Consider the following 24,159-nt stretch of genomic DNA (forward strand, 5'->3'; position numbering starts at 1 on the left):
GTTCTGAAAGCACTGTTTTATTGCGGAGACAGAATTTTCAGCGCGTTTTCAGCCAGTTGCCGCGTCAGTTCGGTGGCCCCCAGCTGATGTTTGATACCGACTGCCTGGCCTGCCCAGAGGTTCAAAAAGTCACTGCTGCCCAGTTTTTCCGCCTGCGCGCGCAGCGGCATCAAGGCACCGCCCGCCAACGGAAATGCCGGGGCTAGCGGGCTGATGGGGCCTGCCTCGCGCATGATCCGGTTGACGATGCCTCGCGCCGGGCGCCCGGTGAAGAGGTTGGTCAGAGCGGTCTGGCTGCCCGAGGCATCGTATAGCGCCTGGCGGTGCAGGGCGCTGACGCTGGCTTCCGGGCAGAATAGATACGCGGTTCCGACCTGTACCGCCGAAGCGCCCAGGACAAATGCTGCTGCGACCCCGCGACCGTCTGCAATGCCACCTGCCGCGATGACCGGGATGCTTGTCGCGTCAGCGATTTGCGGCACCAGCGCAAAGGTGCCGACCTGTGTGTGCAGTTGATCGCTGAGAAACAGCCCCCTATGGCCGCCTGCTTCATAGCCCATGGCAATTACCGCATCGCAGCCGTGTCGCTCCAGCCAGACCGCTTCCTCGACTGTGGTGGCTGACGAGATGATCTTCGCACCGGTGGCCCGGACCCGATCCAGTAACGATGGCTGCGGAAGGCCGAAATGGAAACTCACCACTTCCGGCCTCAATCGTTCGATCAGCGTGCAACTGTCACTGTCGAAAGGCGCGCGGTTGGAGACAGGTGTTGGCGCATCGAAATCGGCACCCAGTTCCTCGTAATACGGCTTGAGCGACTGCTTCCAGCGTTCAGCACGCTCGGCATCGTCGGCCGGAGGCTGATGGCAGAAGAAATTCAGGTTCAGCGGGGCGTTGCCGGTCTGCTGTCTGAACGTCGCGACTTCCTGATCGATTTTTTCAGGGGTGAGCATGGCGCAGGGCAATGCCCCCAAGCCGCCAGCCTGAGCCACAGCAATGGCCATCTGCGATCCGCTGGCGCCCGCCATGGGGGCTTGCAACAGGGGCAGTTCGATGGCGAGCAGGTCAATGATTCGGCTATCTGGCCATTGGCTCATGGGATTCTCCGGCAGGCATTCGGCAAACGCTCATTGAGCGCGAGAATGGTGTGAATGGCAAACGCAACGGCGAGCGTCGACAAGCCGGCAGGGCCATTCGGTTGACATAAAAAACGATCGGTCTACTATTCGGGCATGACTCAGCCAACTATCCCACTACCCACTCCCTCACTCGCCAGGCCCCGACGTCCCGGCCGGCCTCCGAAGGTTGATCGCGATAACCTCGAGACCCGCGAGGCGCTGTTGCGCCGCGGTCTGGAAGTGCTCACCGAACAGAGCTTTTCGGCCACAGGGCTGGATTACATCCTCAAGGAAGTCGGCATTCCCAAAGGCTCCTTCTATCACTATTTCCCCAGTAAGGAAGCCTTCGGCCGGGCGGTGCTGGATGAGTACGCGCGCTATTTCGCACAGCGGCTGGACCGCTGGCTGCTGGATGAGGCGCTTTCGCCACTGGAACGACTGGTCGGCTTTGTGCAGAGCGCCAAGGGCGGTATGGCGCGACACGACTACCGACGCGGTTGCATGGTCGGCAATCTGGGCCAGGAAATCAGTCTCTTGCCGGACGGATTTCGAGAGGTACTGGAACAGACGCTGCTGGACTGGCAGTCAAAGCTGGCGGGCTGTCTGAGGTCTGCGCAATCAATGGGCGAATTGGCTGCAGACGCTGATTGCGATGAGCTGGCCGCGTTTTTCTGGATCGGCTGGGAAGGCGCAGTGCTGCGCGCCCGGCTGGTCAAAAGCGCTACACCATTGAACACGTTCATTGCCGGCTACCTTCGTGGTTTGCCGCAATGATTTCTCTTCAGGGCTATTTAAAGACGATCAGTCTAAATTGGAGGCGCATATGTTCAAGGGCATCTTGATCGACAAGGATGAGGCGGGCTACCACGTCAATCTGACCGACATCGACGAAGCGCGTCTGCCCACGGGCGACGTGACGATCGACGTGTCGCACAGCACGCTCAATTACAAGGACGCGCTGGCGATCACGGGTCAGAGCCCGATCGTGCGCAGCTTTCCGATGGTGCCGGGTATTGACCTGGCCGGTACGGTCGAAGCCAGCGACACCCCTGAATTCAAGGTCGGGGACAAGGTTCTGCTCAATGGCTGGGGTGTCGGTGAAGGGCATTGGGGCGGCCTGGCGCAGAAGGCCCGGCTCAAGAGCGAGTGGCTCATTCCTCTGCCGCAGGCCTTCACGCCGGCACAGGCAATGGCCATCGGCACGGCGGGCTATACCGCGATGCTCAGTGTCCTGGCACTGGAAAAGCACGGTTTGACGCCAGACCATGGCGATGTGCTGGTCACCGGCGCAAATGGTGGGGTCGGCAGCTTTGCCATCGCCATCCTCGCCAGGCTCGGCTATCGGGTCATTGCCTCCACCGGGCGGGCTTCGGAAAGCGAGTACCTGCAGCAACTCGGCGCGGCACAGATCATTGACCGGCAAACCCTCTCGCAGCCTGGGCGACCGCTAGCCAAGGAGCAATGGGCGGCGGCAGTCGACTCTGTCGGCAGCCATACACTGGCCAATGTGTGCGCCGGTATTCGTTATCGCGGCGTGGTGGCGGCCTGTGGTCTGGCGCAGGGCATGGAGTTTCCGGGTTCGGTTGCGCCGTTCATTCTGCGCGGTGTCACGCTGGCGGGTATCGACAGCGTGACCCGCCCGCGCGCGGACCGGCTGGAAGCCTGGTCGAGGCTCGCGAGCGACCTGGACATGTCGTTGCTGCCGCTGATCAGCCGTGAAGTCGGCCTGAGCGAGGTGATCGACCTCGCGCCGCAATTGATTGCAGGGCAGGTTCGTGGGCGGATCGTGGTGGATACTGCACGCTGAGTGAATCAAGGCGCGTCGGCACTGGCACACTCGAGTGCGACCAGTGCGCGATGCACTTGCGTCGTGCCGAGCCCGATTTCGCATAATTGCAACGGCGTGCGACCGCCGAGTGACGTATTGCGCGTAACCAGCCATTGGCCGGCACGCTCGGGCGTTGCAAACACCTGCAGAGCGTGGCTGGCAATCATCGCCACACGGTCCAGGCGTTCGGAGGCCACCAGGTCCAGTGACTGCTGCTGGCGCTGGCGCCGTTCGAGGGTTGAAATCGATGCGTTGAACAGCGCTTCCATTTGCCGGGGACCAAGGGCCAGCGCGTCCCGGACTGCACGGATCCAGCGCGGCGCAAAGCCCGCCTGAATGTTCGTCAGGCGTTCGGCTTCGCTGCGCTGACTGAGCTGGTAAGTCAGCAACCAGAAACTGGCCGCCGCTTCACGACGGCCAGTTGTTTTGCTGGCAGAGGAAGGAATCAAGGTGCGTGCCGGCCTTCGATGGCGGAAAGGACGGCCAAGGCTATCCCAGGCGACGCGTCGTTCAAGCGGCAGGATGTTACCGGGCGTTGCTTGACCGGGAAGGCGGTGCGCTGCAGCGCAGGTGTCGCGCCAGAGCCCTCGTGCTAAAGTCGGTCGCCTGAATACGAATGAAAAGCGCCGTGGCTGTTGGCACGCGCTTGCACCAGAAAAGGCGTCGCTCCCTATGCCGCACGACCCTCACACCGACCAGGACGTACGTATTGTCAGCCAGCCTTCGCTGCCCGACGTCAACAAGCGCTGCGCCTCTACCTCGACCGCCTGGCACCTTCAAGCCGCCTGACCATGACCTACGTTCTGCAGGATGCGGCAGACCGGCTGGGCATGGCTGACGTCGATATTCATGATATTCCCTGGCACACCCTGCAACCTGGCCACGTTACCGCGCTGGTCGCAACGCTGCGTCAGGATGACTATGCGCCCAATACCACCTCGCTGTATGTGAACGCTATTCGCGGGGTGATGAACGAAGCCTGGCGGCACGACCTGATCAGCCACGATCAGTTGTTGAAAATCCGCTCGATCAAACCGGTCAGCGGCACGCGATTGGTCAAGGGCCGCAACATCCGTCGCACGCTGATTCGCGAGCTGATGGAAGCCTGTGCTGCCGACCCCAGGCCGCAAGGGCGTCGCGATGCCGCGATCATTGCCATTCTGTATGGCTCGGGGATGCGTAAGTCCGAGTCGGTCAACCTCGACCTTTCCCAGATCGATTTCGCCGAGCGCAGCCTGCGGGTGCTGGGCAAAGGCAACAAGCAACTGATCAAGTACGCCCCCGAATGGGCCTTCAAGGCGCTGAACGACCGGCTGGCGTTGCGCCGGTCGTGCCTCCCGCCGGGGCAGGGCGATGACCCGTTCCTGTTCAACCGGATCCGCCGTGGCAGCCATATCACCCGCGACAGAATCACCAAACATGCCATTTACTTCATCGCCAAGCAGCGCGGGCGGCAAGTGGGCGTGAACATCATGCCCCACGATTTTCGACGTTCGTTCATCACCCGGGTGATCGAAGAGTTCGATCTGTCGATTGCCCAGAAGCTCGCGCACCACACGCACATCTCGACTACCGCCAGTTACGACATGCGCAGTGACAACGAGCGGCGCAACGTTGTGGACGGGTTCGACCTTTGAGCAAAAAAAAGCCACCTCGCGTAAACGGGGTGGCTTAAAAGATCTAACCAAAGGAGTGATGAAGCAGAGCAGAGATTCACCGGCATCGCGACGCGGATTCGCAGGGCCGGGAGAAATGTTCGTTCATCGCCGGCAACGTTAACACCGCCGCTCCCGATTCAGTTATCAGCGTTATCGATAGCCGTCATTGTCAAAAAAAATAGGACGGTGGGCCTGCCTGCGGATCGCCATCCAAAAAGTGGATAGTTCGACCCTGAGGTATCCGGCAATCGGATAGCCAACAATTGGCAACAATTTCATGCTTTGCCGCACTTGAAACGTACGGGACTGAGCATGGAAAAGTTCGATATACACCGTAAAACCCGATTCGACTCGTTGGTACAGGAGTACGGTCTGGATGGCAGCCGCCTGCTGCCGTGGGAAGGCTATCCGATGCCGTTTGCTGGCGGCTGGTGCGTGGTCCGTCCGGGCACCTGCAGCGAAGCACACACACAAATCGATCAGGAAATCTTCATCGCCATCAAGGGCAGTGCGCGTCTGGTTGTCGGTGACAGGGAGATGGATTTCAGCGTCGGCGATATCGCCGCCATTCCGAAACACACCAACCATTACGTCATCAACGATTCCGCCGAGGACTTCCACTTTTATGTGGTCTGGTGGGACATGAACTACGTCAACGCGTTCGTGGCGCAGCACAGCGAGACCACGGGGTGCCTCGATGAGTAAGTTCATCGTCACCGTCACGCCACCGACCCCCAACGGCGATTTGCACATAGGCCATATCGCCGGGCCGTTTCTGGCCGCTGATGTGTTTACGCGCGTGCAGCGCCAGCGCGGCCACGAGTGTGTGCTGGTGTCCTACTCCGACGACTACCAGTCCTACATGCTGCGCAAAGGACTGGAGCAGGGCGTCGACCCGGTCGAGCTGGCCAGGCGCAATTCCGACCGTATCGAAGCTTCTCTGGCGGCCATCAACATACAGCCCGACAACTGGATGCGCCCGCACGACAATGCGTGGTTCGCCGAAGCGGTGGGTGAGGTGTTCAGTGCGTTGCGTGATGTCGGCGCAATCGAATGTCGGGATTCCAGCGAGCCGTATTGCCCTGATTGCGACGTCTGGGGTTACGAGGCCTTTGCCCGGGGCAACTGCAATTACTGCGGTGCCGAGTCCGACGCCAGTCAGTGCGAGAACTGTGCTCAGGCCCCTGACGCCGAGCTGATGACGGACTTGCGCTGCAAGCTCTGCGGTCAGCCCTCGCAATGGAAAACCGTCCATCGCGCGTTTCTGAAACTGGCCGGGTTCAAGCCGCAGTTGCGTGACCGCCTGCTGGGCCAGTCATGGCGCAAGCCGCTCGACAGCTGGTTGCGCGACAGCCTGGAGCACTTGCATGACTGGGGCGTCACGCGTCCAGGCGACGGCGGGCTCGACCTGCAGGCCGACGGCTCGTGCCGGGTGCACACCTGGTTCATGGGGCTGGCAGGCTATATGGCGGCATTTCGGGAGTACGCCGACCGCGTCGGGCGTCCGGAGCTGTTTCGTCAGTACTGGCAGTCGGGGCAGGGCACGCTGGTGCACTTTCTCGGCTTTGACTGTGTGTTCAGCCACGCCATCGTCTACCCGGCACAACTGTCGGCGCTGCGCGATATCAAGGTCCGCCAGCGCTTCATGCCCAATCAGTTTCTCAAGCTGGACGGCCTGAACCTGTCGACCAGCCGCAACCACGCGATCTGGGTCGGTGACCTGGCCCGTGAAGCCTGCGCCGACAGTGCGCGCCTGTATCTGGCGAGTATCGCGCCGGAAGAAAGCGAAGGTGATTTCCGCCTGGCGCAGTTCCTCGCATGGCGGACAGAGGTGTTCAGCGAGTTTTTCCCGGCCTTGCTGGACGCTGGAAGTAATCGTGACGACCACTGGTGGAGCGGCCTCTGCGGGGCCGACGCCGGACTCCTGGAAGCGCTGCGCTTGCAATGGAGCAAAGCCTCGGAGCCTGCGCAGTTTTCGATGAAACGCATGGCCCAGGTGCTGCTGGACGTAATCGCCATCACTCGCGCGCGTTTGGCCGAAGGTCGTCCGGTCAGCCATCTGGCGGCATTCATCGCGGTGCTTGGCAAGGCGCTGATTCCGGACATGTCAGCGCAGATCATCAGCGCGTTCGGACTGCCCGAGGCCCGCGTCCACTCCACGCTGATGAACGGCCCGGCCGCTGAATACTCCATCTGAACGGATTCACGACAATGCTCATCGATTATGAGATAGCGGTCATTGGCGCCGGGATCACCGGCGCCAGTATCGCGGCGAAGCTGTGCAGCGCCGGTGTGTCGGTCGCGCTGATCGACAAGGGCGCAGCCGGCAGCCTGGGCGCAAGCGGTTATTCCGGCGGCCTGGTTCGCCTGTATGACAGCGATCCGCTGCTGATGGAGCTGGCGGCCTATTCCATCAGCCTGATGAGCGACGGGATTTTTGCGAGCACTTACGCCACTGCGTTGCGGCGCACCGGGGTGATTTACCGGGCGGCTACGGACCAGCTGGATAACCTGCACCGCGCCATCGACCAGTACGGCAGCGAACGCTACCCGATGCGCCTGCTGTCAGGTCACGAGCTCGATGGCCAGCGCTACCCGCACTGTCCGACGCTGGAACGCGTCAACCTGTTCGAGCCGCGCGCCTGCGTCGGCAATGTGCGCCAGGCCGTCGCCGCGCTGTGTCAGTCGGTGCGCCAGCAGGGCTTGCTGCTGGAGCACCGCGAGATCAAGTCCATCGACTGCCGTGCGCCCGACCTTGTGCACATCGACCTGGGCAGCGCCACGCTGCGTTGCCGGGCCGTAGTGGTCGCTGCCGGTGCCTGGAGCCAGCACCTGGTGCCGCACTCGGGGCTGGAGGCACGCTCGATTCCCCTGGCCCGGGTGCTGACCGAAGGCGACTGGTCAATGCCGGTGATTGATGCGGTGAACCAGAGCTACGGCATACCGCTGACTCGGCATATCGTGCAGACCGGCTGTGGCGCGCGTGACAGCGGCCTGTGGCCCGAGCACCTTGCGCAGCCTGACGCACGGCATGCCGAGGACGCCTGCAAGCGCGTCGCCCAGTTGTGCGCCTCGGTCGGCAAGCCGCACGTGCTCGATGTGTTGCCCGGTTTCGACAGCTACAGCACCGACGGTCGGCCGATGCTGGGGTTCTGTGCCGAGCGCAGCCCGGTGTATCTGGCCGCAGGCATGTCCGGGCTGGGCTTCAAGTTTGCGCCCGGCGTGGCGCACATTGCTGTCGAACAACTGCGCAGGCATCTGGCCGGAACGGAGCGCGCTTGCCCTGGCTGGTCGGCATTGTCGCCAGGCAGGTCGATGCCGGGCTTTTCAGCACAAGGCCTCGCGCTGGCGAGCGTGCAGTCATGACGTCCTCGATCGAATCGCGCCTGCCGGGCTTGCGAGTCGGGGTCAGCGCTCTGTTCGACCCCGACGACACGCCGCATGCACGGACCTTCTTGAGGGCGCTGGCGGTGGCGCGCAATGGCATGCCGGGGCTTGAGCGGGTGCAGTGGCACTTTCTCGACGACGCTGCCGATGCCGTTCGCGGTGCCGATGTGGCCCGGCAAATGATCGACTGGAAGGCCGATCTGGTCATCGGTCATTTCTCTTCGGATGCCGCGGTCGCTGCCGCGCCGCTATATCGGCATGCCGGCATTGCTCTGCTGACCCCCGCGGCGACGATCGATTGCCTGACCCTGGAGTATCACAACGTCTTTCGTTTCTGCCCCTCGGACCGGCAACTGGCGGCGGAGCTGGTCAGCTGGCTGGCGACTCGTCAGTGGCCGCGCGTGCATGTTCAGGCCGACGACAGTGCTCACGGTCGGGCCTTGTGCGTCGCCATCAGCGCGGCACTGGCCAGTGCCGGTTTGCAACGTGTCGACGAGCTCGACCAGGCCGATGTCGAGGTGTTTGCCGGACGCCTCAAACCCAGTCGCGAGCACTGGCAAGTGCGGCGGCAAGCGGGCAGTACTCGACCGCTGGTGCTGACCGACGACGCTGCCTCGCCGTATCTGGGGCGCGCCGCAGCGCACGACAGTAACACCTTCGTGATCGGCTTCGGAGCCCCCGACAACGTCGAACATCGCTGTCAGGCCCAGGCACTGCACCGGTCACTGTTCGCTGCCGAACCGCAGACTTACTTTCGCGAAAGCCTGCTGATGCTTTACGTGCTGGCCGAGGTGGCCCGCGGCGGTCTTCGCGCCCGTCAACTGCCGGAAGCGTTTCGGCACAGCACCTTCAACACACCACTGGGCGCGGTCAGCTTCGATCAGGGAGAGCTGCGCAGCGCGACGACCTGCCTCTGGACGCCAGGCCCCACCGGGCTGAGCCGCATCACCTCATAGCACCCAAAACACCGCTTTACACCAACTCTAAGGACAGGAACTTCATGGGTAACTCGACACCACACACCATGCATTCGGACGCCGTCTGTATCGGCTTCGGTCCGGCCGGTATCGCGCTGGCCTGCGCGTTTGCCGATGCGCGGGAGGCCAATGACCCGCTGGGCGCGCTGTCCGTTCGCTATCTGGAGGCCGCGCAGGACAGCCAATGGCATCGCGAACTGCTGCTGGCCGGAACGGACATCAACCATCACGTATTTCGCGATCTGGTGACCCCGCGTAATCCACGCAGCCGCTTCTCGTTCGCCATGTACCTCAAGGAGCACGGGCGAATGTTCGATTTCGGCCTGCTGGGCCGCCCGGCCAGTCGCCATGAATGGTCGGACTATCTGGCCTGGGTCGCCGCGCAGGTGGACAGCCAGACCTGCTTCAACACGCCGGTCACAGGCATTGACCCGGTGCTGCGTCACGGACGTCTGCATGAACTACGCGTATGCACGCCGGATACCAGCTTCACGACGCGCAATGTCGTGCTGTCCAGCGGCAGTGCGCCGCGTATTCCGCACGCGTTCGAGGCGCTGATCGGCCCGACGCTGTTTCACACGTCGCAGTTTCTGAGCCGACTGCAAGCCTTCGGCGAGCAGTTGCCCAAGCGCTGGCTGGTGCTCGGTTCGGGGCAGAGCGCCAGTGAATCGGTGCTGGAACTGGTCAGCCGCGACCCCAACATCGAGGTGCACTCAGTGCATCGCTCGGCTGGTTTCAAACTCACCCAGTTGGGCCAGTTCCCCAACCGGGTATTCGCTCCGGATCACGTCGATTATTTCCATAGCCTGGACCCCGCGGCGCGGCAGCGTTTTCTCGACTGGAGCCGCTCAACCAATTACGCAGGGATTGATCCGGACGAAAGCCAGAAGCTGTTTTCGTTGATCTACGAAGACGCCATCGCTGGTCGCAAGCGCCTGCAGACCTACGCCTACAGCGTGATCAGCGCCATCGAGCCCGTCGCCGAGGGCTACCGGGTCGAGCTGACCGACACGTTCAGCCAGCGCACTCAGGTGCTGGAGGTCGACGCCGTGGTGCTCGGTACCGGGTATCAGCACTACCTGATACCGCCTTTGTTGAGTGGTTTGCAGCCATGGCTGCAGGCCGATGTCGACGGGGGGCTGCTCATCGATCGGGATTATCGGGTCGCCACTCAAGGCGAGTGTGACGTGAATATCTGGGTCAACGGTCTTTCCGAACGCAGTCACGGAATCAGTGACAGTCAGTCGTTTTCACTGATGGCGTTGCGCGCCGAGCGTATCGCCACGGCCCTTCAGGAGGTTGTAGCACCGGCCGCCGAACCCTTGCTGGCACAGTGGAAGTGAAGCCCATGTACAACTCTCTTTGCGAAATCGTTCACGATCAGACCTTCCTCAAGGTGACTGGCCTGGGGGCCGATTTTTTCCTGAAAATGGAATCACTCAACCCGGCAGGCTCGATCAAGCTCAAGACTGCCGTGGGGTTGATCAATGACCTTCAGGCGCGAGGGCTGCTGGGCCCGGACACGATTCTGATCGAGTCCTCATCGGGCAATCTCGGGGTGGCGCTGGCGATGATCTGCGCTGAACGGGGCATCCCGTTTACCTGCGTGGTCGACCCCAACAGTTCCAGCCACAACATCCGCATGATGCGCAGTTACGGCGCCGAGGTCATCCAGGTCGAAATCCCGGACGCCAACGGCGGCTTTCTCGGGACGCGCATCGAGCTGATTCGTGAAAAAGTGGCCAGCGACCCTCGCTATGTCTGGCTCAATCAATACGAGAATGCGGCCAACCCGCGTGCCCATGCGCGAACCACAGCGCGTTCGATCAGCCAGCATTTCGGCCATGTGGATTATGTGTTCGTCGGTGCCGGGACCACTGGCACGCTGATGGGCTGTGTCCAGCATTTTCAGCGGCATCACCCGACCACCAGAATCATTGCAGTCGACAGCGTCGGTTCGGTGACCTTTGGCACTCCGGCCAGCCGTCGCTTCATACCGGGACTGGGCACCAGCCAGCATCCGCCAATCTTCAAGGCTGATGGTATTTACGCGCTGGAAATGGTCCCGGAATCCCGTACCGTCGCCATGTGCAGAATCCTGGCGCGCAGCAAGGGCCTGCTGGTCGGCGGGTCCACCGCAACGGTGATCGCTGCGGTGCATGCCTGGCGCGAGCGCATCGAGCCCGGTTCAGTGGTCGTGGCGTTGTCGCCGGACTGGGGCGAGCGCTACCTGGATACTCTTTACGATGATCAGTGGGTCGAGCAGCGTTTTGGCCATGAAGTGCTGAGCATGACCTTGGCGGATCTTTCCTCATCAGAGGCTGCAACATCTCCGGGAAGCGTGAAAACGCCTTCGCGAGCAAGCTCGCTCCCACAGAATAGGTGTGTAAAGGTCGTGCGCGCGCACGCAACGCCTTGTGGGACCGAGTTTGCTCGCGAAGACGGCGGTTCAGTCGCAGCGCCTTCGGGTGCAAGCGCGCTTGCGCAGGAGCAGAGTTCAACCTTCTGGCTGGCCGCCGAGCGGATGAAGCGGTCGGCTTTCCATGTGGTCGACGGTGAGGTGGTTGCACGCCTGCTGGCGGCAGACCCGCTGGCCTGTATCGATGACGTTCAGACGGCGTATCTGGCCCATGAGGCTGGCCAGACCATCAATCCCGACAGTTACTTTCTGCGCTTTGCGCAGGCACCGGCCAATCGCATCATTGCCTTGCCCGCCAGCCTGTCGGGCGAGCAGCCGGTCAGTGGCATCAAATGGATTTCCAGCTTTCCGGGCAATATCGACACGGGCCTGCAGCGCGCCTCGGCAGTGCTGATCCTCAACGATCCACTGACCGGCTATGCCTTTGCCTGTCTGGAAGCCTCGCGCATCAGCGCCATGCGCACGGCAGCCTCGGCGGTGCTTGGGGCACGCTGGATGAACCGCCAGCAGCGTCATGTCGGACGAATGTCGTTCATCGGTGCCGGTTTCATTGCCCGCACCATCCTCGACATGTTCGTCAGCGATGGCTGGACGATGGAGGCCGTCAGCGTCTTCGATCAGCACCATGACTCGGCGCTGGCGCTGGTCGGGCATGCTGCCAGTCGCCATGGACTGCACAGCGAGCCGAGCGACCTGGTGACGTGCCTGCAAGCCGATGTGGTGGTGTTCGCCACTACCGCGCCAAGCCCTTATGTACTGGAGCCGGTGTTTCAGGCGGGGCAACTGGTGCTGAACATCTCGTTGCGCGATCTGGGTCCGGAGGTCATTGCCCAGGCCAACAACATCCTCGATGACGTCGAACACTGCCTCAAGGCTCAGACCTCGCCTGACCTTGCCGTGCAGCAGTATCAGCATCGCTCGTTCATTACCGGGACGCTGGCACAGCTGATGAACGGGCAAGTGGAGCTGAGTCCGGACAAGGCTTCGATCTTTTCGCCGTTCGGGCTCGGCGTGCTGGACCTCGCCGTGGGGCAGCGGGTGTATCGCCAGGCGGTGGCCGAGGGCAGCGCTTTGCCGGTGCCGCAGTTCTTCTTTGAATCGGCGCGCTGGTGATGGCCATGCACACGCATACCGTCGCCATTATCGGCATGGGCTCACGCGGGTTGAGCATTCTGGAGCAGTTGATCGGCATGAGTCGCCAAGACGCGCAGCAACCGCTGCGTATCGAGGTGTTCGATCCGCAGCCGCCGGGCAGCGGGCTGCACCTTGCGCAGCAGCCGGATTACATGATGCTCAACACCATGGCTGGTCAATTGTCAGCGTTTTCTTCGGCATTCCCGGCGTGCGAACCGCCAGGCCCGACCTTTTTGCAATGGTGCAGCCGTGAGGATGTACGCCTGGACGCGCGCGGTCATGTCAGCCTGGACGGGCAGGGCAGAGCGGTGGTATTTGGCGACTTCGTGCCGCGTGCATTGCTCGGGCGCTATTTGCAGGACAGTTACCGTTTCCTGCTGCAACGCTGCCCGGCGCATGTGCAGGTGCGTCACCACGCCGAGCAGGTGCTGAGCGGCCAGCCAAGGTCGCAAACGCCGGGTTTCCGGCTGCGCACCGGCAGCCTGGTAATGGACGTCGACGGCGTATTCCTCACCAGCGGACACGCGCCTGAAAACCCCGCGCAGCAGGACGTCGGCGATTGCGTGGTCATCGAAGGCCTGGGACTCACGGCCATGGACACGCTGGCCCATCTGACTGAGGGGCGCGGCGGGCGCTACGTGCGCGATGGTGGCTTTGCCGGCTGGCGTTACCTGCCGTCCGGACGCGAGCCCAGGGTGCTGATGTATTCGCGTAGCGGATTGCCGTTTCATGCCAGGCCGCAATGGCATGCCTGCCGTCACGCACCGTTGCCAAGGCTGTTTTTTACGGCCGATGCCATAGCCCGTTTGCGCGAGCAGAGGGAAGGCGGGCGGCTCGACTTTCGCGCCGATGTGCTGCCCCTGATCAAGGATGAGATGCGTGCCGTGTTTTATCAGGCCAGGGTCCGGATGGAGGCGCCTGGGCGATTGGACTCTATTCAGCGCCTGCTGCGCGAGTCAATCACCAGATCGGCAGTGTTTGCCCGTCTGGCAGAGCAATGGGGTGCATTCGATCCTGAGCACTGGCTGAGCACTCAGCCCTGGTCTGGCGCCGAAGACTCGTATGGACCGTGGCTTGTCGACTGGATCAAACGTGACCTGGCCCTGAGTCGGCTGGGCACCGCGCACAGCCCGATCTGTCAGGCGCTGGAGGTCTGGCGCGATTATCGCGACCTGTTGCGTCTGGTCGCTGATCGCAACGGCCTGACTGAATCCTCGACGCGGGAGTTCTATGGCGTATGGGCGGGGCTGAGCAATCGTCTGGTCGGTGGGCCGCAGAAGGAACGCCATGAGGACCTGCTGGCACTGATCGAAGCCGGGGTCGTGACGCTCTTGCCGCCGATGAGTGACGTGCAGGAGCCGCATAACTGCTTGTCTGCCCGCGTTGCCCACAGCGGCGTGTCGGGCAGTCGTCAGGGGTTGATCAACGATCTGCGCGAGCGCGGGCTGATTCGCGCCGCCCATGCCTGGCCTGCCGATGGCATCGACACCGACGCAGCGGGCCGCGCAATCGGTCGCGACGGTGAGGTGCAGCAGCGGCTATGGGTTCTCGGGCCCGCCGTGGAAGGCTGCACGTTCTACAACCACTACATACCGACACCTGACCCGTGCTGTCGCGCGCTGATCGAGGCGCGCCGGGCGGTCGAGTCCTGCCTGGATACGCTGACAAACACAACTTCAAGTAGCATCACATTTCAGTTGAACAAAGCCATTCAAGCCATTAATTAAAAAGGAATTATTGCCATGTACGAAATCACTTTGCTGACCGCTCTCGCTGGCGCGTTCATCGTGCTGATCATCAGCCCCGGTCCGAATTTTCTGGTGATCACCCAACTCTCGTTCAGCCAGTCGCGGCAGCAGGGTATCTGTACCGGGCTGGGCGTGGCCTCGGGCAGCATTCTCTGGGCCTTGCTGGCCGCCACCGGGTTGGGGCTGGTATTTCAACAGTTGCCATGGCTGCAACCGACCCTGCAATTGCTCGGCGGTGCCTACCTCACCTGGCTCGGCAGCAAAAGCCTGCGCAGTGCCGGCAGCCAGCCCAAACCCAGGGACATCGCTGCGCTGGGCATTGGCAGTCTGAGCCGTGCCTATCGGTTCGGTCTGCTGACCAACCTGACCAATCCCAAGGCACTGGCGTTCTACACCAGCGTGTTCACCACCGTGACCACGCCAGGCATGCCGATGTGGGTGCGTACTGCGGGTGTGTCGATCATCGCGGTACTGGCGATTTCCTGGTTCGTGCTGCTCGCCACGCTGTTTTCGATACCTGCGGTACAGGCGCGCTATCAGCGCATGAAGAAGGCCATCGACATCGTCACCGGCCTGTTCATGATCGCTTTCGGCCTGCGCCTGCTGATCGGTTTGCTGCCTGCTGGCTTCATCCACTGAAAACATCTGTAAAGGAATACCTGAATGCATCGCAACGACTGGCACTACCCGACTTCCATCCGCGCAGGCGCAGGACGCGTCAACGAACTGGCCGACGCCTGCAGGGTGACCGGCATACAACGTCCGCTGCTGATCACCGACAGCTTTCTGGGCAGCACCGACATGATCGCCAGCGCCGTAGGGGACTGCCGTAGTCAGTTGGGCCACTGCGGCCTGTTTGACCGGGTCAAGGGCAACCCGACCGGCACCAACGTCGCCGAGGGGCTGCACGCTTACAGAACCGGTGGCTACGACGGTGTGATTGCGTTTGGCGGCGGCTCGGCGCTGGACGCTGCCAAGGCGGTCGCGCTGATGTCGGGCCAGACCCGCCCGTTATGGGATTTCGAAGACATCAACGACAACCACCTGCGCGCCGATCCGAATGGCATTGCGCCGCTGATTGCGCTGCCGACGACGGCCGGGACCGGCTCTGAAGTCGGGCGTGCGTCAGTGATTACCGATGAACAGGCGCAGGTCAAACGCATCATCCTGCACATTCGCATGATGCCGCGCATCGCGATTCTGGATGCCACGCTGACACTCGACCTGCCCAGGCACCTGACCGCCGCCACCGGCGCCGATGCCTTGACCCACTGCATGGAGTCCTGGTGTTCGCCGGCCTGGCACCCGATGGCCGAAGCGGTTTCGGTCAAGGGCATGCAGATGATCAAGGCGTTTCTACCGCGTGTCGTCGCCGACGGGCAGGACCTTGAGGCGCGGCAGCAGATGCTGGTGGCCTCCAGCCTTGGCGCCGCTGCATTTCAGCGCGGTCTGGGCGGCGTACACGCGATCGCCCAGAGCCTTGGGGCGCTCTACGATCAGCATCACGGCTTGCTCAACGCAATCCTGCTGCCCTATGTGCTGGAGGCCAATCGTTCGGTGCTGCAGACGCAAATGGACGATCTGGCGGTTTACCTGCGGTTGCCGTCGCCCGGCTTCTCCGGGGTGATGGACTGGCTGCTGACGCTGCGCGAGCAGATTGGCATTCCACATACGCTGAGCGAGATCGGCATCGATGATCGCGAAGCCGAGCGCGTCGGGCGGATGGCTTTCGTCGATGGCTGCTCGCACACCAACCCGATTCGCCATTCGGCGCAGGTCTACGCGCAGATTTTCAGCCGCGCTGTGAGGGGCGAGTGAATCATGGCCGCCCTGACGAGGCGGGCATACAGCGTCTTGACCAGGTCTGGCGGGGATTCGTCGAGCCGGGCCGGATCGTCGGCGGGGTGCTGTTGCTGGCTCGCCAGGGCCGTCTGGAATACGCCAGTGCACGCGGTTGGGCGGATCGCGAGCAGCAGATTCCGGTCACCCGCCACACGCGTTTTCGCCTGGCCTCACTGACCAAGCTGTTGACCTCGGTTGCGGTGTTGCGGCTCTGCGAACGGGGTGTGTTGGATCTGCAGGCTTCGGTGACTCATTGGCTGCCAGCCTTTCGACCGCATCTGGCCAATGGCCGCGAACCGTCCATCACGCTGCAGCACCTGCTGTCGCACACATCGGGTTTGAGCTACGGCTTTGAGCAGGCGCCCGAGAATGCCTATCAGCGGGCCGGGGTGTCGGACGGGCTGGACCGGGTCCCGTTCGACCTGCAGGAAAACCTGACGCGTTTGGCGCGTGTGCACTTGCTGTTCGAGCCCGGCAGCGCCTGGGGATATTCGCTGGCCACTGATGTGCTGGGTGCAGTGGTCGAACAGGCCACTGGCCTGAAGTTGTCAGAAGCCATCGATAAATGGGTCACCGTACCGTTGCGCATGCACGCGACCTCATTCAGGCACCTGCCGGAACATCCGCTGGCCAGCGCTTACAAGGACGGGCTCAGCGGCCCGCAGCGTATCGCCGACGAGGATGAGGTGCTGCTCGCCAGCGGCAAGGCGCGGCTGTCCGCAGCTCGCGCCTTTGACACCGGTGCGTATGAGTCGGGCGGTGCGGGAATGCTGGGCACGGCTGATGACTATCTTCGGCTGCTCGAATGCCTGCGTCTCGGCGGCGCGCCGCTATTGAGTGAAGCCAGTACCGCACGCTTGCTGGGCAATGCGATTGGCCAGACGAGCATCGCCAGCCGCGGACCCGGCTGGAGGTTCGGGTTGGGGCCGATGATTCTCACCGACCCAGTGCTCGCCGGGCAGCGGCAGGGCGCAGGGACCTGGTCATGGTGCGGCCTGTATGGCAGCCATTACTGGGTCGATCCGCATGCTGCGCTGAGCATGGTGGTCCTGACCAATACAGCGGTTGGCGGCGCGTGGGGCGAATTTGCCGACGCGATCGTCGATGCGCTTTACCCCGAGCCTGCGGTCAGGCCCGGGCGAATTGTTTGCGGTAGCTGCTCGGGCTGATGCCCACCAGATTGCGGAAGTGCCGGCGAAACGACTCTTCGGAGCCGAAGCCGGCGCGGTCCACCACTTCGTTCAGGCGTAATTTCGACGATTCCAGCAGTTCCTTGGCGTAGGCAATGCGCTCACCGAGCAACCAGTCGTAAGGCGTCAGCCCGGTGCTTTCCATGAAGCTGCGGTGCAAGGTACGGGTACTGAGCGCCGCCCTGGAGGCCATCTCCTTGATGGTATGCGGGCGCTGCAAGTCGCTGCGAATCCAGTCCATCAGGTTGGAAATCGGCCCGTCGCTGGCCGATACCAGTTGCCGGGATGCGTATTGCGATTGTCCGCCTTCGCGATGAGGCGGGATGACCATGCGCTGCGCGACCATGTTGGCGACGCGCGAGCCGTGATCGTTGCGCACCAGGTGCAACATCATGTCCAGCCCGGCGGCCGAGCCTGCTGCGGTGACGATGCTGCCCTGATCCACGTAGAGTTCGTTGGGCTGAATGGTCAGGCCAGGGTACATGGTGGCCAGCAGGTCGGTGTAGCGCCAGTGGGTCGTCACCTTGTGCCCGTCGAGCAGACCCGCCGCCGCCAGGACGAAGGCCCCGGTACAGATCGAGCAGATTCGCGCGCCGCGTGCATGAGCCGCCTGGAGCTGTTCGATGAGCCGTTGCGGAACCGCGGATTCCACCCCGCGCCAGCCCGGCACGATGATGGTGTCGGCGTTTTCCAGCAGCACCTCGCCGGGTGTCGGCACGATAGTGATGCCCCCGGCAGCGGTGATCGGTCCGTCGTCGACCGGGAAGGTCGCGAACTCGTACCAACTGACGCCCAACTCGGGTCTTTTCAGCGCAAAGACTTCCACCGTGCAGCCAAATTCGAAGGTGCACAGCTGGTTATAGATGAGTGCGACAACGAGATGATTTTTCATGGCGCGATGTTACCGGATATTGGCATTTCAGCCAGTAGTTTGGCGTGATGCTACTGAGTAATCTGCTCTGTGTCACCGCTGAAACCCGCTTAACCCTCACTATGATGCAAGTGGTCTGCCATGCAGGCCCTGGAGCCAACTCGTGCCACTCAATATCGGTATCTACGTTTATGACGACGTCGAGGTTCTCGACTTCGCTGGCCCCTATGAAGTGTTCACCACCGCAACCCGCATGCACGCTCGCAACAGCCGTGATGACCGGCAGTTGTTCAACGTATTCACCATCGGCCGCAGCACCGCGCCGGTGCGTGCCCGCGCCGGCCTCAAGGTCGATCCGGATTTCTCGATCAACGACCATCCGGCCGTCGACTGCCTGATCGTTCCGGGTGGCGTCGTGACCGCCGAACTGGAAAAACCCGACGTGATTCACTGGATCAGCGATCAGTCGGAGCCTGGCCGCGTGGTCGCTGCCGTGTGCACCGGCGCCTTCCTGCTGGCCAGGACCGGCAAGCTGGCCGGCAAGCAAGTGACCACGCATTGGGAAGACATCGACGACCTCAAGGAAATGTTCCCGTCGGTGGACGTGCTCAGCACGCTGCGCTGGGTCGATGAGGGCTCGTTCGTGACATCGGCAGGTATTTCTGCCGGTATCGACATGAGCCTGCACTTGGTCGAGCGCCTGCACAGCCGTGAACTGGCCGAACGCACGGCGCTGCAAATGGATTTCGACTGGACCGAGAACGACTGAGTCATCCAGTCGCGCTGCGGATACCCCTGAAGAGGCTATGTGCCCGAAATGTGCATAGCCAGCGCTTCAACGCGATAGCCAGCGTTCGCTTTACCCCCGCTTGAGACATTCATTCGAATGGCCGATAACCCGGCCAGATCGGTGTTTCGGCGGGGGTTTCCTGTATTCCCGAGCCTTTGGCTCAGCGGCAGGGCCGCACCCACCTTTGCAAAACCAGAGTGCAGGACACATGAAAACCCACTTCTTCAAAGTCGTTCAAACCGTTGCACAGCACGGTTCGTTCTCGGAGGCCGCCGCCATTCTGGGCTGCAGCCAGTCGAACATCAGCTATGCCATCAAGGAGGTCGAAGATTTTTTCGAAAAACGCCTGTTCATTCGCAGCCGCACAGGCTGCATGCTCACCCCTGAAGGCAAGGTCATCAGCCAGACCCTGGGAAATATCATGGCCACGCTCGAACAACTAAAAAAAATGGGGTCAGTGGTAGCGTCACCATTCATTATCACTCGCACATCCGCGAGACCGGCCTGAGTGCCTCGCTGGACTTTCTCGCCCATCATTACCCCGATATCCATCTGAACGTGCTGCACCGCAGCGAACAGAATCCGTCGCTGGACGCATTGATAAAGGGCGTGGCCGATATCCTCATCCTGCCGGCTACTGTGCTGGACGAGCATTATCTCGAACACCATTGCTGGTCGGACCATTACGTACTGGTAGCGGCGCGAAGCAAGCAGGGCGCGGCGCAGTGTTTCGCCGAACTTGCGCAGGTGTCGCGCTATGTGGCCTGGCGGCATCCTGGGGTGGAGCGCCTGCACCAGCAACTGGCATCGGCACAGCTACGGCTCAGCCAACGCGGCGAGCTCAGTTGCCTGGACACGCTGCTGGACCTGGTCGCCAAGCGCCATTGCATCTCGATTGTGCCCAGCGCGCTGTTGAGCGGGCGGCTTCGCGAGCTGGAATCTATCCCGCTGCCGCTGACCGTGAGGCGCCAGATCAGCGTCGTGGCGCGGCCTGCTTCATTGTTGTCCAACGCCGCCAATGCCGTGGTTCAGGCACTCAAGAAACCACCGGCCTCGAACACTCGGCCTGATTGACGGAGGTGTCGCAAAACGTTGTCACAGTGCCCTTAACGAGCGTTTGACCGCGACATGAATGCAACGAATCGGGCCGGCAAGGCTCATATCCGTAAGCAATACATTCAGGACGCTCCGCATGCGGGGCGTCTCAGGTCGCCGATTCGAGAGGAAGACTGAACGCTATGACGATACCGGACAAGCAATACGTGGACTGGCTGGTCGAGCAATCGATGCTTAACGCCGCAAGACAGCGCGCCAAGACCTATTCGGGGCAGGGCAGGCTCTGGCAGCGTCCTTTCGCCCTTGCGCGTCCCAGAGACGCCTCCGCTATCGCCTCGGTCTGGTTTACCGCCTACCCGGCCTCCATCGTCACCCGTGAAGGTGGCTCGGTGCTTGAAGCACTGGGTGATGAAACGCTGTGGCATGCACTGTCGGAAATCGGCATTCAGGGCATTCATAACGGCCCGCTCAAGCTCTCCGGCGGACTGAAGGGGCGTGAGCGCACGCCGAGCATCGATGGCAACTTCGACCGCATCAGTTTCGGCATCGACCCGGACCTGGGTACCGAAGCACAACTGTTGAGCCTGTCGCGCATTGCCGCAGCGCACAACGCGGTGATCATTGATGACATCATTCCGTCGCACACCGGCAAGGGCGCAGACTTCCGCCTGGCCGAGATGGCGTACGAGGATTATCCCGGTTTGTTCCACATGGTCGAGATCCGTGAGGAAGACTGGCAGCTGTTGCCTGAAGTGCCAGCCGGCCGCGATGCGGTCAACCTGATGCCCGATGTGGTGGATCAGCTGCGCGACAAGCACTACATCGTCGGCCAGCTGCAACGGGTGATCTTCTTCGAGCCTGGGGTCAAGGAAACCGACTGGAGCGCCACCGACGTGGTACACGGCGTCGACGGCAAGGCCCGCCGCTGGGTCTACCTGCATTACTTCAAGGACGGCCAGCCCTCCTTGAACTGGCTGGACCCCAGCTTTGCCGCGCAGCAGATGATCATCGGTGACGCGCTGCATGCCATCGATGTCATGGGCGCCCGGGTGTTACGTCTGGACGCCAACGGCTTCCTTGGCGTCGAACGTCGCGCCGAAGGCACCGCCTGGTCGGAAAGCCATCCGCTGTCGATCACCGGCAACCAGCTTCTAGCTGGTGCGATCCGCAAGGCGGGCGGCTTCAGCTTCCAGGAGCTGAACCTGACCATGGATGACATTGCCTCCATGGGGCAGGGGGGCGCGGATCTGTCCTACGACTTCATTACCCGGCCGGCCTATCAGCACGCGCTGCTGACCGGCACCACCGAATTCCTGCGTCTGATGCTGCGTCAGGTGCATGCCTATGGCATCGATCCGGCATCGTTGATCCATGCCCTGCAGAACCACGACGAGCTGACCCTGGAACTGGTGCACTTCTGGACGCTGCACGCTCACGACACCTTCCATTACCAGGGCCAGACGTTCCCGGGCAACATCCTGCGCGAGCACATCCGTGAGGAAATGTACGAGAAACTGTCCGGCGAACATGCGCCATACAACCTCAAGTTCGTCACCAACGGCGTCTCTTGCACCACAGCGAGCATCATCACTGCTGCGCTGGGCATTCGTGACCTGAGCACCATTACCGATGCCGACATTCAGCAGATCCAGCACATTCACCTGCTGCTGGTGATGTACAACGCCATGCAGCCGGGCGTATTTGCCCTGTCGGGCTGGGACCTTGTCGGTGCGTTGACGCTGCCGGCCGAGCAGGTCGACCACCTAATGCAGGATGGCGACACGCGCTGGGTTCATCGCGGCGCCTACGATCTGGTCGATCTGGACCCCGAAGCCGAGTTTTCTGCGGGTGACATGCCGCGTCCCAAGACGCTTTACGGCAGCCTGGTCAGTCAGCTTCAGCGACCTGATTCGTTTGCCTCGCAGCTCAAGAAGATTCTTGCTGTGCGCCGTGCCTATGACATCGCCGCAAGTCGTCAGATTCTGATTCCGGATGTCGAGCATCCAGGGCTGCTGGTCATGGTCCATGAACTGCCGGCTGGCAAGGGCACGCAGATCACTGCGCTCAATTTCAGCGCCGAGACGATCGTCGAAACGCTGCAACTGCCCGGTATTGCGCCAGGTCCGGTGGTCGACATCATCAACGAGCGTGTCGAAGGCGATTTGACCGAGCAGGGCGAGTTCACTATCACCCTGGACGCCTACGAAGGGCTGGCCCTGCGTGTGGTCAGCGCCTTGCCACTGTAAGGTGTAACGCGCTGCGCGTTACCGCTGAGTCAGGCTGTTCAGGGCTGACGCTTTTTCAGGCGGTAGGCAAACTGGGCGCGACTCAGGCCCAGTAAGCGCGAGGCGGCCGCCAGGTTGCCTTCGCTCTTGTCCAGCGCCTCCTGGATCAGGCGCTGTTCAAGGTCGTCGATGGAGAACGCCTGATCCGACTGATGAAGGGAGTCCAGCAGGGAGGTAGCAGGTGCCTGCTGTGCGCTCGCAGCCGATGCCTGACGCAGCGCGCCATGGTGATTCAGCGAATAGGCGTCCCGTGGTAACGACTCGTTGCGGAAAATATGCACCAGATCGATGGCCTGGCCTTCATCGCTGGCGATCAGGCCGCGCTCGATCAGATTCTGCAATTCGCGCACGTTCCCGGCAAAGTCATAGCCCAGCAGGGTTTTCAATGCGCGCATGGTCAATCCGGCCGGCGTCCTGCCGTACTCCTGACAGAAGCGCTTGAGAAAGAAGTTGATCAGCAGCGGGATGTCATCGCGGCGCTCGCGCAATGGCGGCAGGGTGATCGGGTAAACGTTGAGGCGATAGAACAGGTCTTCGCGGAAATCGCCATCGGCCACCGCCTTGCGCAGGTCGACGTTGGTCGCCGCCACCACTCGCACGTTGACCTTGATACCGTGCACACCCCCGACGCGCTCGATCTCCCGCTCCTGCAAGGCGCGCAGCAGCTTGCTTTGCCCGGCAAGGCTCAGGGAGGTGATCTCATCCAGGAACAGCGTGCCACCGTTGGCGCGTTCGAAACGCCCGGCTCTGGAGTGCGTGGCCCCGGTATAAGCCCCTCGCTCCACGCCGAACAGCTCGGCCTCGATGAGGTTGTCGGGATGGCTGCGCAATTGAGTGCCACAAACGGGCCTTCGCGGTTGCGGCTGAGCTGGTGCAACTGGCGGGCGAACATCTCCTTGCCGACCCCGGACTCGCCGCTGATCAAGACGGTTGCCGGGGTCATCGCCACCCGTTGCAGCGCCTGCGTGGCCGCATTGAAGGCAGCGCTTGCGCCGACCAGCGGCTGGTTGCTGCCGGTCGGCGGGCTTGCTTCATAGCTCGCCGCAGGCACCGGTGCGCTGTGCACGGGTGCAGGGGGTTTGACTGCTCTCAGGTAGCTCAGGTCGCGTTCGACATCGCCCCATTGTTCCGAGGTCTTGCCGACCACGCGGCAGCTCGCATGCCCCATGCCACGGCATTCCACTTCGCGGAAAACCACCATCTGTCCGAACAGGCCGCTGACAAAACCGATGGCGTAGCCGATTTCGGTCCAGCACACCGGATCCTGGCCGATGCCGTACGCCGCGACATGCTCATCGGCTTCGCAGGAGTGATGCCAGAGAAACTCGCCCTCGTAAAACCCCGACTCGGCGTCGAATTTGAAGTGCACCGGCTCGACCTTGGTCATGCCTTCCAGGGTATGCAAGTGCGTACCGGCACGAAACGCCGACGAAGCGTCAGCCATTGGCCAGCGTTCGCGAATCAATCGGGCGTCACGTGCGCCAGACAGATACCCGGCTCGGGTGAACATCCCGCGCGCCTGCTCTTGGCCCAGACGTTCGATGATTTCGCGGCGCAGGGTGCCGAACGATGAGGTGTGCAGCAGCAACATCCGCTGGTCGTTGAGCCAGATGCGCCCATCGTCAGGCGAGAAGAACAGGCAACTGGTCAACTCCTCTGGGGTTGGCGAGTCACCTGAATGCATCTGACTGCTGTCGCCGCGAGGCGCGAAATGTTCGGTGGGAACGCTGTGATCGGGCAACTCACAGTGGGGATTATCCATTGTTGTACCTCGGCCGGGTGATGGTCGAAATGATCAAATCATGGCTTGATTAATAAACATAACTTCATCAAATGAACAAGCGGGTCCGCGTAGA

General features: G+C 62.2%; 19 protein-coding genes and 2 pseudogenes. 17 read left to right on the top strand and 4 right to left on the bottom strand.

Annotated elements, in window-relative coordinates; translation table 11 throughout:
- Positions 1–17: 17 nt before the first annotated feature.
- Entirely contained in the window at positions 18–1,097 is a 1,080-nt protein-coding gene (locus PCPL58_RS14790) for an NAD(P)H-dependent flavin oxidoreductase (protein ID WP_065349764.1), read from the bottom strand.
- Between the two features lie 135 nt (positions 1,098–1,232).
- Here PCPL58_RS14790 and acuR point away from each other — a divergent pair, with 135 nt between their 5' ends.
- Together acuR and acuI are read left to right on the top strand one after the other, a co-directional pair.
- Positions 1,233–1,892 carry an acrylate utilization transcriptional regulator AcuR gene (acuR, locus tag PCPL58_RS14795; protein ID WP_044308005.1) on the top strand — a complete coding sequence of 220 codons (660 nt, stop codon included), beginning with the start codon at positions 1,233–1,235 and terminating at the stop codon, positions 1,890–1,892.
- A gap of 49 nt (positions 1,893–1,941) precedes the next feature.
- On the top strand, positions 1,942–2,925 hold the full coding sequence (acuI, locus tag PCPL58_RS14800) for an acrylyl-CoA reductase (NADPH) (RefSeq protein WP_046719349.1): 984 nt from the start codon (positions 1,942–1,944) through the stop codon (positions 2,923–2,925).
- A 5-nt stretch (positions 2,926–2,930) separates the two neighbouring features.
- Here acuI and PCPL58_RS14805 read toward each other — a convergent pair whose 3' ends face one another.
- Positions 2,931–3,395, bottom strand: a complete 465-nt coding sequence (locus tag PCPL58_RS14805; RefSeq protein ID WP_065349765.1) for an antitoxin Xre/MbcA/ParS toxin-binding domain-containing protein — start codon at positions 3,393–3,395, stop codon at positions 2,931–2,933.
- A gap of 223 nt (positions 3,396–3,618) precedes the next feature.
- Between PCPL58_RS14805 and PCPL58_RS14810 the strand changes: the two are divergent.
- From PCPL58_RS14810 to PCPL58_RS14865, 11 genes and pseudogenes are all read left to right on the top strand, one after another.
- Positions 3,619–4,583, top strand: a pseudogene (locus PCPL58_RS14810) (site-specific integrase).
- Positions 4,584–4,916: 333 nt separating this feature from the next.
- Positions 4,917–5,309 carry a cupin domain-containing protein gene (locus PCPL58_RS14815; RefSeq protein WP_046719352.1) on the top strand — a complete coding sequence of 131 codons (393 nt, stop codon included), beginning with the start codon at positions 4,917–4,919 and terminating at the stop codon, positions 5,307–5,309.
- The gene (locus PCPL58_RS14820; RefSeq protein WP_065349767.1) at positions 5,302–6,801 is read left to right on the top strand and encodes a methionine--tRNA ligase; all 1,500 of its coding nucleotides are present in this window, start codon (positions 5,302–5,304) and stop codon (positions 6,799–6,801) included. Before PCPL58_RS14815 ends, PCPL58_RS14820 begins: the two co-directional genes overlap by 8 nt.
- A gap of 14 nt (positions 6,802–6,815) precedes the next feature.
- Positions 6,816–7,970 (top strand): NAD(P)/FAD-dependent oxidoreductase, encoded by a 1,155-nt coding sequence (locus PCPL58_RS14825; RefSeq protein WP_065349768.1) that lies wholly within the window; start codon positions 6,816–6,818, stop codon positions 7,968–7,970.
- On the top strand, positions 7,967–8,947 hold the full coding sequence (locus PCPL58_RS14830; protein ID WP_065349769.1) for an ABC transporter substrate-binding protein: 981 nt from the start codon (positions 7,967–7,969) through the stop codon (positions 8,945–8,947). Before PCPL58_RS14825 ends, PCPL58_RS14830 begins: the two co-directional genes overlap by 4 nt.
- 44 nt (positions 8,948–8,991) lie before the next feature.
- The gene (locus PCPL58_RS14835; protein ID WP_065349770.1) at positions 8,992–10,311 is read left to right on the top strand and encodes a lysine N(6)-hydroxylase/L-ornithine N(5)-oxygenase family protein; all 1,320 of its coding nucleotides are present in this window, start codon (positions 8,992–8,994) and stop codon (positions 10,309–10,311) included.
- Between the two features lie 5 nt (positions 10,312–10,316).
- Positions 10,317–12,500, top strand: coding sequence for a 2,3-diaminopropionate biosynthesis protein SbnB (gene sbnB, locus PCPL58_RS29590; RefSeq protein ID WP_083188395.1), 2,184 nt, complete (start codon positions 10,317–10,319; stop codon positions 12,498–12,500).
- A complete protein-coding gene (locus tag PCPL58_RS14850; RefSeq protein WP_065349771.1) occupies positions 12,500–14,248 on the top strand; it encodes an FAD/NAD(P)-binding protein in 1,749 nt (582 codons plus the stop codon). The genes sbnB and PCPL58_RS14850 overlap by 1 nt, the downstream gene beginning before the upstream one ends.
- A 15-nt stretch (positions 14,249–14,263) precedes the next feature.
- A complete protein-coding gene (locus PCPL58_RS14855) occupies positions 14,264–14,908 on the top strand; it encodes a LysE family transporter (RefSeq protein ID WP_065349772.1) in 645 nt (214 codons plus the stop codon).
- Positions 14,909–14,932: 24 nt separating this feature from the next.
- Positions 14,933–16,087 carry an iron-containing alcohol dehydrogenase gene (locus PCPL58_RS14860; protein ID WP_065349773.1) on the top strand — a complete coding sequence of 385 codons (1,155 nt, stop codon included), beginning with the start codon at positions 14,933–14,935 and terminating at the stop codon, positions 16,085–16,087.
- Positions 16,084–17,280, top strand: a complete 1,197-nt coding sequence (locus tag PCPL58_RS14865; RefSeq protein ID WP_065349774.1) for a serine hydrolase domain-containing protein — start codon at positions 16,084–16,086, stop codon at positions 17,278–17,280. The genes PCPL58_RS14860 and PCPL58_RS14865 overlap by 4 nt, the downstream gene beginning before the upstream one ends.
- On the opposite strand, the gene ftrA is transcribed toward PCPL58_RS14865, so the two are convergent.
- Complete coding sequence (gene ftrA, locus PCPL58_RS14870) at positions 17,240–18,193, bottom strand: transcriptional regulator FtrA (RefSeq protein WP_003370777.1); 954 nt, start codon at positions 18,191–18,193, stop codon at positions 17,240–17,242. The genes PCPL58_RS14865 and ftrA overlap by 41 nt on opposite strands.
- Positions 18,194–18,335: 142 nt before the next feature.
- On the opposite strand from ftrA, the gene PCPL58_RS14875 reads away from it, so the two are divergent.
- The 4 genes from PCPL58_RS14875 (at position 18,336) to treS (ending at position 22,264) form a co-directional block, all read left to right on the top strand.
- Positions 18,336–18,941, top strand: coding sequence for a DJ-1/PfpI family protein (locus PCPL58_RS14875; protein ID WP_003435425.1), 606 nt, complete (start codon positions 18,336–18,338; stop codon positions 18,939–18,941).
- A gap of 229 nt (positions 18,942–19,170) precedes the next feature.
- Positions 19,171–19,470, top strand: a complete 300-nt coding sequence (locus PCPL58_RS14880; RefSeq protein WP_065349775.1) for a helix-turn-helix domain-containing protein — start codon at positions 19,171–19,173, stop codon at positions 19,468–19,470.
- Positions 19,467–20,036 (top strand): substrate-binding domain-containing protein, encoded by a 570-nt coding sequence (locus PCPL58_RS14885; RefSeq protein WP_231989862.1) that lies wholly within the window; start codon positions 19,467–19,469, stop codon positions 20,034–20,036. The genes PCPL58_RS14880 and PCPL58_RS14885 overlap by 4 nt, the downstream gene beginning before the upstream one ends.
- Positions 20,037–20,200: 164 nt before the next feature.
- Positions 20,201–22,264 (top strand): maltose alpha-D-glucosyltransferase, encoded by a 2,064-nt coding sequence (gene treS / locus PCPL58_RS14890; protein WP_065349776.1) that lies wholly within the window; start codon positions 20,201–20,203, stop codon positions 22,262–22,264.
- A 38-nt stretch (positions 22,265–22,302) separates the two neighbouring features.
- Here treS and PCPL58_RS14895 read toward each other — a convergent pair.
- A pseudogene (locus PCPL58_RS14895) lies at positions 22,303–24,065 on the bottom strand (sigma 54-interacting transcriptional regulator).
- Between the last annotated feature and the right edge of the window lie 94 nt (positions 24,066–24,159).

Source organism: Pseudomonas cerasi (assembly GCF_900074915.1).
GTDB lineage: Bacteria > Pseudomonadota > Gammaproteobacteria > Pseudomonadales > Pseudomonadaceae > Aquipseudomonas > Aquipseudomonas cerasi.

What these genes read in the sequence shown, in the direction of transcription:
- PCPL58_RS14815 (WP_046719352.1), top strand. Translation starts at nt 4,917, where the DNA reads ATGGAAAAGTTCGATATACACCGTAAAACCCGATTCGACTCGTTGGTA.
- PCPL58_RS14850 (WP_065349771.1), top strand. Translation starts at nt 12,500, where the DNA reads ATGGCCATGCACACGCATACCGTCGCCATTATCGGCATGGGCTCACGC.
- PCPL58_RS14825 (WP_065349768.1), top strand. Translation starts at nt 6,816, where the DNA reads ATGCTCATCGATTATGAGATAGCGGTCATTGGCGCCGGGATCACCGGC.
- PCPL58_RS14860 (WP_065349773.1), top strand. Translation starts at nt 14,933, where the DNA reads ATGCATCGCAACGACTGGCACTACCCGACTTCCATCCGCGCAGGCGCA.
- PCPL58_RS14835 (WP_065349770.1), top strand. Translation starts at nt 8,992, where the DNA reads ATGGGTAACTCGACACCACACACCATGCATTCGGACGCCGTCTGTATC.
- acuI (WP_046719349.1), top strand. Translation starts at nt 1,942, where the DNA reads ATGTTCAAGGGCATCTTGATCGACAAGGATGAGGCGGGCTACCACGTC.
- acuR (WP_044308005.1), top strand. Translation starts at nt 1,233, where the DNA reads ATGACTCAGCCAACTATCCCACTACCCACTCCCTCACTCGCCAGGCCC.
- PCPL58_RS14820 (WP_065349767.1), top strand. Translation starts at nt 5,302, where the DNA reads ATGAGTAAGTTCATCGTCACCGTCACGCCACCGACCCCCAACGGCGAT.
- ftrA (WP_003370777.1), bottom strand. Translation starts at nt 18,193, where the DNA reads ATGAAAAATCATCTCGTTGTCGCACTCATCTATAACCAGCTGTGCACC.
- PCPL58_RS14790 (WP_065349764.1), bottom strand. Translation starts at nt 1,097, where the DNA reads ATGAGCCAATGGCCAGATAGCCGAATCATTGACCTGCTCGCCATCGAA.
- PCPL58_RS14830 (WP_065349769.1), top strand. Translation starts at nt 7,967, where the DNA reads ATGACGTCCTCGATCGAATCGCGCCTGCCGGGCTTGCGAGTCGGGGTC.
- treS (WP_065349776.1), top strand. Translation starts at nt 20,201, where the DNA reads ATGACGATACCGGACAAGCAATACGTGGACTGGCTGGTCGAGCAATCG.
- sbnB (WP_083188395.1), top strand. Translation starts at nt 10,317, where the DNA reads ATGTACAACTCTCTTTGCGAAATCGTTCACGATCAGACCTTCCTCAAG.
- PCPL58_RS14880 (WP_065349775.1), top strand. Translation starts at nt 19,171, where the DNA reads ATGAAAACCCACTTCTTCAAAGTCGTTCAAACCGTTGCACAGCACGGT.
- PCPL58_RS14855 (WP_065349772.1), top strand. Translation starts at nt 14,264, where the DNA reads ATGTACGAAATCACTTTGCTGACCGCTCTCGCTGGCGCGTTCATCGTG.